Here is a 10,047-nt window from a genome sequence, read left to right on the forward strand (position 1 = left end):
CGTCCGTTATTTAAAAAACCCTTTTCAGTTTTTCAGAATGACCCATTCACCCTCGACCTTTTTGACCGGCAGGGTGGCCTCTCTCACATTGCCTTCCGCATTTTTCAGCGTGATCTTGCACGAGTAGATGGAATCATCACCTTCCCCGGTGTGGCAATCGCTATCAACGACCTTGACCTGCGGGTTCTGCGACACGAGCGGGTTGGGGCGCCCGATCAGTTCCATGCTGAGGTGATTGGCCTGGTCCAGCTCCTGCTTCATGCTCTTGTCCAGCGCCGTCTGGATGTCGCTGGTCGAAGGGCCGCCGCAGGCGGTCAGCGCCAGAACGGGAAGCAGCACCAGGCCGCAGCGCAGGGATTTAATGGAAAAACGCATGGAGGGTTCTTTCACGGGCAGGAATTGAGGCCGTGCTTATGATAAAGCTGCCCGTAGATGTCAATAAATCAGGCTTTATGCCTGACCATCTGGCAGGCATTGGCCATTTCTTTATCAAGACCCGTGCCTCGATTAGCCACGCCCGAGCGGAGACCATGATGACAGCAGACCCCGAACGCACCCAAGCCGCCCAGGGCAGCCCGGAAAGCGATGATGCTCCCCTTCTCCCTGAAAGTAGTAGCAAGAAGGGATGGTTCAGATCAGGGATCGCCTCGGTGGCAGCGAGAACAGGCCGGGTCAAGGAAGGGATGAAAGACTATTACAGAAGCGAGGCCTCGCAGGAGAAGATCCAGTGGCTACGCAACAAGACCCTGTCCATCAGGGAGTCCGAACTGCTGGAAAAATATGGCCCGCTGATCGAACAGACCATCCGGCAGGTCGCCTCTTCCGCCGCGTTCGATATTCTGGCCGATGAACTGATCATCGCCCGGTTTGCCGATCTGGTCATCGCGCACCTGCCGCCGCATGCACAGCTTGTGTTGCGCAAGACCGGCATGGACAGGCTGCTGACAGCAGTCCTGTCACGCGCCAAGGCGCCGATCCTGCGCAGGATCGCGGCCATGCGCCTGCATGGCGTGCCCACCGCTGACACGCAGAAAACCCAGCCGCTCGAGATTGAAGCCAGCCCGGCTACACCTTCGCCGGAAAAGACGCCGAAATAAAACAGCACTGTTCTGAAGCTTTTTGAAAAAAGCTTCACCAGAAACTTCTTTCAGTTTTTAAAATCAGGTGGGCAGGCGCATTAATACTGCGCCTGCCTTCATTTCAGGTGCTGCTTTTAAGCAGGCGCGCGGCCCGGCTCAGCGCCATGATGGGGAAGAACTGCCGGTACAGGTCATAGCGCAGCATGAACGCGCGCGAGAGTTCCGCACCCTGCTGCAGCCGGCTAGTCAGGGCCGGGTCATCGAGCTTGATGGTCTGCCCCACCCCGTAACCGGGGAAGCCTGTGCCGGTGAACTCCTTCTCATCCCAGCGGCCATCGGGCTGCTGCAGGTCGATCAGGTAGCGGCAGCCGCGCACGATGGCCTCATGATCCTGCTTGCGGTTGGCCGCGATCAGCCCCATCAGCGCCCAGGCGGTCTGTGATGGCGTGGTCGGCCCTCGTCCGATGGAGGCGATCTCCATATAGGATGCGCAGCTTTCGCCCCAGCCGCCATTTTCCTGCTGGTGGGCCACGAGCCAGTCACACGCCTTGGCAATGTAGGGCTGGGTCATGTCCTCGCCAATGGCGGCAAGGGCGGGCAGCACGGCACCCGTGCCATAAAGGTAATTGACGCCCCAGCGGCCAAACCATGGGCCATCGGCTTCCTGCTCGGCGCGGATATAGGCCAGCCCACGCTGGAGTGCGGGCATGTCGCGCGGCAGGCCCAGCACGCCGAATGCCTCGAGCACATGCGCGGTTACATCGACGGAGGGGGGATCAAGCGCCTCGCCAAAATCACAGAACGGGATCTTGGACAGCAGGGCCCGGTTGTTGTCCTTGTCAAACGCGCCCCAGCCGCCGCAGGTGCTCTGCATGCCCACGAGCCAGTTCACGCCGCGGGTAATGGCGGCCTCGACGCCCCTGCCCTTCCATTCCTCCCGGTCGCGGCAGGCGGCGAGTGCGATCAGGGCCACGGCGGTGTCATCGGTGTCGGGGTAGCGGTCATTGGCGTATTCAAACGCCCAGCCGCCGGGTTCGAGATCCGGCAGCTTGATCGACCAGTCACCCTTCACCCGCACCTGACGATCAAGCAGCCAGCCCAGCGCCTTGTCCATCTCGGGAGTGAAATCGGTCTCGGCATCGGCATCATGCAGGGCCATCAGCGCCAGCATGGTGTCCCATACCGGGCTGTTGGTGGCCTGCACCCAGCTTGCATCGCCACGGTCATAACGCCAGCCGGGATCATCAAGCGCTGCCAGCCCCTTGGCCATGACGGGGTGATGGAACTGGTAGTCCTCGCCATGCAGCGCCATCAGGCCATAGACCCATGGCGGCTGGATGCCGCCCCAGCCGCCATCGGCATCCTGATGGCGGATGATCCATTCCAGCATGTGCCGGATCGCGGCTTCGCGCATGGTGTTGCGCTTGAGGAATTTCGTCTGCAGCCAGTGCAGTGCACGATCGGTCTTGCGGAAAAAGGTGGCCCACAGGTCCTGCCCATCACGCGGGGGCAGCTCGTAATCGAAATTCTCGCGCCCTGCGGGAAAGAGCGCGTCAAGCCGGTCCTGCGGGCGCAGGGGGCGCGACGAGCGCCGCGCGGACAGGATGGCCAGCGGCACCAGCGTTGCGCGCGCCCACTGCGCGAAATTGTAGATGGAGAAAACGAATTTATTGGGAAACCAGATGATTTCAGGCGGCAGGTTGGGCGTTTTTTCCCACGGCCATTCCCCGATCAGGGCCAGCCAGTAGCGGGTGAACACGCGCACGTTGCGCAGGCCGCCCTTGCTTGCAATCCATGTGGCCGCCCGGCTCAGGGCGGGGTCATCGGCGGCATAACCCAGCGAGCGCAGGGCGGCGTAGGATTCGACGGTGGCGTTGATGTCGCCATTGCCCGCGCCGTAATAGATGCCCCATGAGCCATCCTCGCGCTGCATTTCCAGCAGGGCCTTGCCCAGGCGGGGGCGCAGGGGGTGGTCCTCAAGGCCGAGGAACCACAGGGCCAGGCACCATTCGGCCTCCATCGAGGCGTTCGAGGCCACCGACCCCACCCAGTGGCCATCGGGCTTCTGCTGTTCCATCAGCCATTTGCAGGCGGCGGAGATCGTGTGCCTCAGGCTGTTGTCAATGCCCCTGAAAGCCGCCGCCGGAGCGGAATCGGGGCGGGATTCGGTCTTGTTGGAACCGGAAGATCCGGCCTGCTTGCGTGAAGGGCGACTTTCGCTGTTCATTTCATCCATACCTGTGGGCGATATAATAGTCAGGGGCCTTGTCAATCCGTGCTGGCCTGCGCGGGCGTGACCAGTTGCTCAAAATCAGCGAAGACAGTTTCCCACTCCGCCTGATCCATTTCAATAAACCCTGTGCTGCGCAGAAAAAATGCCCCCTCGGCGGCAAAAAGCGCCGTGCGGGCCCGACGCGCCACGGCAGAGGCCGGATTACACACTTTGAACCAGCGTGCATACCACGCCCGCAGCCGGTGCAGGTGTTTGGGGGACTGCATGAGGGTAACGAGCATGCCCGCCATCCGGGCCTGCGTGGCCGCGTCAATCTGGCTGGCGACGACCACATAGGCGCGCGCCCGGTCGGCGGCATCGGGGTTGCCAGGCATGTTCTGGCTGACCTGCGCATCAAAAGCCGCGATCCAGCGGTCGATCAGCGCGGTAATCAGGTCATCCTTGCTGCCAAAGCAGTATTGCAGCCCGCCCTTGGTAATGCCCGCCTCACGCGCCACGGCATCAAGCGTGAGGGCGGCAGCGCCTTCGCGCTGCACGAGATGCTCGACACAATCGAGCACCCTGTCGCGGTCGATGGTTCTGGGGCGCGCCATGCGCGGGGTCTCCGTAGTTTCATTCCGTCCGGATGGAATTAAACCATGGCGGCCTGCCCTGCAAACCATGCCCATGCGCCCGGCAAAATGCCGCCCTTAAGAAAAGGCGGCACCTGCAAGCCCATATTGTGCTCAGGCAGTGGTCAGCGAGGCCATATCGATCACAAAGCGATAATGCACATCGCCCCGGTCCATGCGCGCGAAGGCCTCGTTGATCTGCTGCATGGGCACGATCTCGCAATCGGGCAGGATGTTCTTGCGCGCGCAGAAATCGAGCAGTTCCTGTGTCTGGGGCAGGCCACCCACGGGCGAGCCCGTAATGCGCCGACGCCCCAGCACCAGCGGCAGCGAACTGAACGCGGGCACGGGGCCCAGATTGCCCACGATCACCAGCACCCCTTCCACATCGAGCAGGGCGACATAGGGCGAGACATCATGCGCGACGGGCACGGTGTCGATAATGACATCGAGCGAGGAGGCCCCGGCCTTCATGGCCTCATCAGAGGTGGAAACGATGACATGATCCGCCCCCAGCGCCTTCGCTTCCGCCGCCTTGGCAGCACTGCGCGTAATGACCGTGACGGTGGCGCCAAGCCCCGCCGCAAGCCGCACGGCCAGATGCCCCAGCCCGCCAATGCCCACCACGCCCACGCGGCTGCCTGGCCCCACGTTCCACGTACGCAGCGGGGAATAGACGGTAATGCCCGCGCATAGCAGCGGCCCCGCGCGGGAGGGGTCAAGCCCTTCAGGCAGGCGCAGCACGAAGTCATCACGCACCACGATGTGCTTGGAGTAGCCGCCATGCGTGGTTTCGCAGGTGAGCCGGTCGCGGCCGTTATAGGTCAGGGTCGGGACTTCGCGGCACATCTGCTGCTCGCCCCGGCGGCACTGGTCACATTGCTGGCAGCTATCGACAATGGTGCCCACGGCCACGGCATCGCCCACCTTGTGGCGTGTCACCTTCGGGCCAACGGCCACGACCTGGCCAATGATTTCATGCCCCGGCACGCAGGGGTAGCGCGTTGGGCCCCACTCCTTCCAGTCATCACGGCTCTGGTGCAGGTCGGAATGGCAGACGCCACAGTACAGGATTTCGAGGGCGACATCATTATCACGCAGCGCCCGGCGCTCGAAGGCATAGGGTGCCAGCGGCGTTTTTGCATCACGCGCGGCATAACCAATGGTTTTCATGTTGTTCCACCCTGTTCAGACGATTGTTTTACTGCACGGGCACCGGCCAGAAGCCCTTCGCGCCAGCACTGCGGCATGATGGACGCCCGCCAGACATGGGGCCTGAACCAGACATTCCCGCTTCAGGCCGCAGCCACCCCGGGCAGAAGGAATCTTTGAGGCCCTGCCGTGCCGGAGTTTGCAAGGTTACAGTCTTGCACTGATGCTTCAGGGCTGCAAGGCAGATGGCACCCCACCTTGGCAGCAGATCCTGCCGGAATGACATTCCGATTTACCCCCGTCTGTGCGGGAAACACGTATGGAGTGTGGGTTTGTTCGGTCACAGGCTTGATTCATCCCCGCGCATGCGGGGACCACTCTTCGTGAAACACCCTGTTTTCCACCCCTTTCCACGCCGTCGTGGAATGGCTGTCGCGGTTAGGCCAGGTTGCGTGGGCGGGGCTGCTTCGGGGGCAAAGGAAACCGGCGCAGGCCATCGAAATCGACAGGCACCCGGCGGCTCTTTTCGCAGGTATCAAACGCAAATGGGCGGCGGACGAAACACGTCAAAAAGCAGGCCGGCCAAGGCGCAGGCATGGGGCGCGCAGGCGGCACAATTCAGGGCGCAGACTTTTGTTTCATCCACTTCGACCAGCTGACCATGATGCCCCGCAACGGCGCGCCATAACTGCGCCCTGTCATTGGCATCCCATTCCAGCCCATCGGCATCCGCCCCGAACAGGAGGGCGAGCACATCCACGCACACCCGGTCGAGCAGGATCAGGCCATCCGCATCATAGCGCGAGTCCACCACCGCATCCGGCAACGGCCCGAGCGCCTGCCAGGGCCAGTGGGCCGGAACCTTTGCCTGGAAAGCGGGCGTGACCTTGCCAATATCATGCAACGCCACAAGCAGGCCAAGCTGCCGACGGTCCAGCCCCAGCCGCGCTACCGGGCCACAGCACCTCCACCGCCGCCACATCGGGCATATGCGCGACAAGCGGATGGATGGGCGCGCCCGTATTGCCGCCCTGATCCGCCGGGCGCGCCTTGCCCCATAAAAAGCGCAGCGTGTCGTGGGCTTCATTGACCATGCGCGGCCACCGGCTTCATCCATTTACGGGTATGGTCAGCACGGCGCCCGGATTTTTGGTGGTTTTGGAAAGCTCCATCAGGATCTGCAGCATGGTGAACCCGAGCTTGCTGGGGAAATCAGTGTCGGATATATAGTAGAATTTGTTATTGTATTTTGTTGAGACAAAAGAAGTTTTTGGCCGCTCATTACTGACATGGACAAAAACGGTCGGCTTTGTATTGCGCCCGACCAAAATGATTTTGGGCAGGGTGCGCCCTGAATCAATATCTTCCTGCGGAACATCGATCTGGTAGGCAATCTGCCCCATAACACCCAGCATCGTGCGCGTAAGAAGCCGGACCTGGCCGCGTTGCGGCTTGCCGGCCCCGTAGATGACTTCCACGCGCTCGTCATTGGGGCCCATTGCAAAAAACCGCCGCGTCGCCTTCACGACTTCAGACAGGATCGGGTCGGTCGTTGAGGATACCGTCAGGAAGACCCGATCAAAAGCCGGGGTCTTGCCTGGTATTTCCTCGCTATGTTCAAGCTGTATGCCGAGAAGGCCCGCAATCTGCAACCGGCGCAGGTCATAGAGCAGTTCAAAGAATTCGGGCGAGCCACGCCCAAGATCCCCCCCGATGGCGCCCGCGTTATTGATAAGATTGACCGACTGGACCGACAGGCGGAACAGGATATCTATGGGCAACCCCCCCATGGCCAGGGGCAGCAGGCTGCCGGGGGGCAGCGGGCGCAGGAAACTCTGCGCATAGGCATCGCCCGTAACGGGCTGGAATGTAAAGGTCGGGCTTTCCTGTATCTGCGCCCCGATTGTCCCTGCGGGCCTGATCGGGTTGGAGTCCGAGCCGACCCCGATGGAAATATTGCGCTGTAACTGGTAGCCGGAAATCAGCTGGGTCGTATCAAGGAAGCCGGGCGTGTCAGCATACCGCAAGCGTACGACATTAAGGAGGGTCTGCTGTTTGGAGGAACCAATCAGCGCCTGTGAATAGTCAAGTTGATCACGATCCAGTCTCTGGGAGCCAACGCCATAACATCCACTCAGCAATAAAATAAGCGGCACCACCATAATTTTTTTCATGACAACAGAACTCTGCATCCCTCAATACGATATATTACATGGACTTTAATTATTTTTTAATGATACGCGGGCACCTGACTTCATACACTGGCTGCATTGCATTATATCATGATAACATGCGGTTTTCTTGAAGTGTAACTATATTGATTTTTATCCGGGAATGGAAATAATCTTGCCTGCCATCATTTGATGAATATTTTCAATGATATAGAAAAATATCCAGCGCAATGTGCTGGCAGGCAGACTGTATGATATTATTAAAATAATGTAAATTATACTGCCCCATCCACCCACGGGCATGGTCCTGCGTCGTGCATGAAAGCCGTTTTCTGCCAGGAGCATGCGGTATCATGAAATAGTGTATCAACCTGCCGGTGCACCCCATCATATCCTGTGCAGAAGGGACAATCTGGAGTAATGATAAGGATTGTGAGCGTTGTCCAAATCTCCCTTAAGGTGTCTTGATATTATGCGTAAAAGCTTTTTTGCCCTTGTTCCGGCGCTTCTGCTGACGGGCCACGCGCATGCAACGGACGTGAAGCTTCCCGATGGAACACAGGCAAGCGCGACCGTTCAGACACCCTGCACAAGCGAGAGCTACAAGGAATACGAAACCTGCATTTCCGCCATCCTGAGCCTGCCCTCCAACCGTGGTGGTGATATCGACATCAGGGCAATCGAAACCCTGCTGCCCAAAGACATCCAGAAAGCAGCCATCATCAGCGGAATTACGGCGGCACCGGTTGCGCCGATGACGGTGTCGTTAAAGCATTATGATGACAAGAATATTACCTGGCCCTCAACAGATACGCCACTCGACCACATCATCATTCCCAATAACGGCACCTATCAGGTCGCGCTCACGACAACTGATGGCGGAAAAACATGGGGCATGCGGATCATCATCGAACAGCCAGGATCGGCCGATCAGTAAAGGCGGCATCCATCCCGTCGTCGCCCCTGCCTGTGCCTAAGGCGCTGTAGGTCCGATCGACATTCAGGCCATCCAGATCATGACTGAAACGAGGTGAACAAAACCAAGGCAATGGATGGTGCCTCGGTCATATCGGGTAGCGAAGTGAAGTGCCTGACGCGATTGCAGCAGCGCTCGATACGATTGCGCAGCCTGTAAGCCCTGGTATCGTGCGGGAATGATAATCTTACGGGTGCGAGTACAAGGTATGATAGCCCCTGCGCCCATCTGAGCGACAGGGGCACGTAATGCAGTGCTGTCATAGGCCTTGTCGGCAATAACAGCCCTCCTGACCCGCGAGCAGAGCCTGCGCCTGGGTGCAATCGCCAACCTGCCCGGCTGTCATAATGAAGCGCAGCATATCGGCCAGCATATGGATCCTGGTGTCTTCAGACCACCTCTGAAACACCCCAGCACCTGGTCCCTGCTCCCTCTTTTCTGTTTGCAGCCTGCTGATGGGCGCGCACGATCGTTGAATCGAACATCAGATACTGATTGTTCCGATCAGCCGTCAGCATCTCGAAAATCCTGTCCCATACCCTCGCATGACACCATCTGCTGAAGCAACGATGCACCGTCTTCCATTTGCCATACCGCTCAGGCTGGTCCTTCCAATGCGCGCCAGAGCATAGAATCCAGAGGCAGCCGTTCACGAACAGGCGCTTATCCGTCCCGCTGCGGCCTGCATCCCCAACTTTGCCCGGGAGCAGAGGCGCAATCCGTTGCCATTGCGCTTCACTCAACTCGTACCGCTTAATTCTCGTCCCATACGTGCTTTGACACGGGGCTCAGTGAAACATCCGTTCCACAAAAAGAAAGTCCTGAATATCGATCGGCCCCAGGCCGTGCCCCGACGAAGGCAGCGCCTGTTATGGAAAACAGGTGTGCCCAGATGCCGGAGGACAGGCCAGTCTGCGCCAGTCCCAGCGTCGCGCTGTAACCGGCAAGTGCTGCCGGTATGGCGAAGATCAGTGCCAGCATCATCCTGAACCAGACGACTGCAACCAGCGCAAACGCCACCTGGCCTGCGAGCAGTGTCGCAACGCCTGCAATGAATCCTGTCACGATGGCGCCGACCGCACCACTCCCGGCGTGGATGGCATGCAGGAAGGCGACCACGCCAATGGCGAAAGGCAGGGCATAGATGGCAAGGGTGAAGACCAGCCAGCACAGAAGGCCGACGCTGGCGACGCAGAGGAAGGATGCGACAACAAGCATGGTGCGATCTCCGCTGGACACGGCTGAACGATCGCGTCTGCCACCTTGACGCAGCGAAACTATAGCCGAATTCGGCGGAGGCCGTCACGTTGAAAACATGGCGCGCTGCAGGTCATGTTCGCGCCATGCGGGTCCGTCCCTAGTGATGCAGGAAACCCATGCCGGTCTGCATGGCGGTATGCAGCACATCCGACCAGATGCCTCCTCCACCACCGCCCGGGCCGCCCCGGCCACCTCCTGGTGGACCGCCGGTTTCTGATCCGTCGGTAACGGGCAGGCCATCATCGTCAAGGGGTTGCCGGTGCTCGGCACATCCGGAGAGACAGCAGAAACAGCCAAGGATCGCCATGAAACGGGATACCGTACACGCCATTCAATCCGATCCGCCGATCTGGATTTTTGATACATCCACGTCTTCATGCACGTTTGTAGGTGGTGTTCCGCCCTGCCTCTGCCCTTCGCGTGGGCGGGGTGGCGGCGGACTGCAGCGGGTGGCAGAGCGGTCCATATCCGGTGGAAGCCTCCTGTGGTGTGAGTGCTGGTTGTAATCTCCCCAAATGTGCTGGTTGAAAATTCCCCAGTTTGAGAACTGTGCGTGATCGTCATG

At 59.8% G+C, this 10,047-nt stretch carries 11 protein-coding genes and 1 pseudogene; 2 read left to right on the plus strand and 10 right to left on the minus strand.

The window, feature by feature from the left end; genetic code table 11:
• Positions 1 to 24 precede the first annotated feature (24 nt).
• Entirely contained in the window at positions 25 to 375 is a 351-nt protein-coding gene (locus tag DV027_RS10245; protein ID WP_130731709.1) for a hypothetical protein, read from the minus strand.
• Positions 376 to 530: 155 nt separating this feature from the next.
• On the opposite strand from DV027_RS10245, the gene DV027_RS10250 reads away from it, so the two are divergent.
• Positions 531 to 1,097, plus strand: coding sequence for a hypothetical protein (locus DV027_RS10250; RefSeq protein ID WP_130731710.1), 567 nt, complete (start codon positions 531 to 533; stop codon positions 1,095 to 1,097).
• Between the two features lie 103 nt (positions 1,098 to 1,200).
• Here the strand turns inward: DV027_RS10250 and shc are convergent, their stop codons facing one another.
• The 5 genes from shc to DV027_RS10280 all read right to left on the minus strand — a co-directional run bounded on the left by shc (position 1,201) and on the right by DV027_RS10280 (position 7,249).
• On the minus strand, positions 1,201 to 3,306 hold the full coding sequence (gene shc, locus DV027_RS10255; protein WP_408884466.1) for a squalene--hopene cyclase: 2,106 nt from the start codon (positions 3,304 to 3,306) through the stop codon (positions 1,201 to 1,203).
• Positions 3,307 to 3,347: 41 nt separating this feature from the next.
• On the minus strand, positions 3,348 to 3,905 hold the full coding sequence (locus DV027_RS10260; RefSeq protein ID WP_130731712.1) for a TetR/AcrR family transcriptional regulator: 558 nt from the start codon (positions 3,903 to 3,905) through the stop codon (positions 3,348 to 3,350).
• Between the two features lie 132 nt (positions 3,906 to 4,037).
• On the minus strand, positions 4,038 to 5,096 hold the full coding sequence (locus DV027_RS10265) for an NAD(P)-dependent alcohol dehydrogenase (RefSeq protein ID WP_130731713.1): 1,059 nt from the start codon (positions 5,094 to 5,096) through the stop codon (positions 4,038 to 4,040).
• Positions 5,097 to 5,610: 514 nt separating this feature from the next.
• Positions 5,611 to 6,057, minus strand: coding sequence for an HD domain-containing protein (locus DV027_RS10275; protein WP_242621839.1), 447 nt, complete (start codon positions 6,055 to 6,057; stop codon positions 5,611 to 5,613).
• Positions 6,058 to 6,184: 127 nt separating this feature from the next.
• Entirely contained in the window at positions 6,185 to 7,249 is a 1,065-nt protein-coding gene (locus DV027_RS10280) for a hypothetical protein (RefSeq protein ID WP_130731715.1), read from the minus strand.
• 436 nt (positions 7,250 to 7,685) lie between these two features.
• On the opposite strand from DV027_RS10280, the gene DV027_RS10285 reads away from it, so the two are divergent.
• Complete coding sequence (locus DV027_RS10285) at positions 7,686 to 8,183, plus strand: hypothetical protein (RefSeq protein WP_242621840.1); 498 nt, start codon at positions 7,686 to 7,688, stop codon at positions 8,181 to 8,183.
• Between the two features lie 63 nt (positions 8,184 to 8,246).
• Here DV027_RS10285 and DV027_RS10290 read toward each other — a convergent pair.
• The 4 genes and pseudogenes from DV027_RS10290 to DV027_RS17740 form a co-directional block, all read right to left on the minus strand.
• Positions 8,247 to 8,980: pseudogene (locus tag DV027_RS10290) on the minus strand (IS5 family transposase).
• Positions 8,976 to 9,440 carry a hypothetical protein gene (locus DV027_RS10295; protein ID WP_207303472.1) on the minus strand — a complete coding sequence of 155 codons (465 nt, stop codon included), beginning with the start codon at positions 9,438 to 9,440 and terminating at the stop codon, positions 8,976 to 8,978. The pseudogene DV027_RS10290 and the gene DV027_RS10295 overlap by 5 nt, the downstream one beginning before the upstream one ends.
• Before the next feature lie 139 nt (positions 9,441 to 9,579).
• Positions 9,580 to 9,813 carry a hypothetical protein gene (locus DV027_RS10300; protein WP_081749421.1) on the minus strand — a complete coding sequence of 78 codons (234 nt, stop codon included), beginning with the start codon at positions 9,811 to 9,813 and terminating at the stop codon, positions 9,580 to 9,582.
• Positions 9,814 to 10,047: hypothetical protein (locus DV027_RS17740; protein ID WP_130731716.1), on the minus strand; the 234-nt coding region annotated here is incomplete at its 5' end.

Origin of the sequence: Komagataeibacter xylinus, from assembly GCF_004302915.1 — a bacterium.
Classification (GTDB): Bacteria; Pseudomonadota; Alphaproteobacteria; order Acetobacterales; family Acetobacteraceae; genus Komagataeibacter; species Komagataeibacter xylinus_C.